The 312-nt window shown below is 36.2% G+C and carries 1 protein-coding gene; it reads left to right on the top strand.

The genetic code is table 11. The annotated features are described in order from the left end of the window. Positions 1 to 312, top strand: a 312-nt coding sequence (locus KVT27_RS24130) for a phosphodiester glycosidase family protein (RefSeq protein WP_217582125.1), incomplete at both ends; no start/stop codon positions are given.

Genomic DNA, 312 nt, shown 5'->3' on the forward strand with positions numbered 1-312 from the left:
TAAAACTGGTATCGGCATTGTTATTGAAAACGGAAAGGTTATAATCACACCAAAAGATAGTAACACCCCTACCCTTATTAGTGGACTTACAAAATACGGACAAATGGTGTCAGGAGATTTTTCTGCTAATCAACTGTTAAATAAAAATGTCGTTTCCGCTGCTGGTTTTATGCCTCAGCTAATTGTAAATGGTGAAAAAATGATAAAAAATGACGGTGGATGGGGCTATGGTCCTCGAAGTATTATGGCACAGAAAAAAGATGGATCTATTATGTTTTTCATTATTGACGGAAGACAATCTCATAGTATCGG

The sequence above is a fragment of the Lysinibacillus sp. GbtcB16 genome (assembly GCF_019091145.1).
GTDB lineage: Bacteria > Bacillota > Bacilli > Bacillales_A > Planococcaceae > Lysinibacillus > Lysinibacillus fusiformis.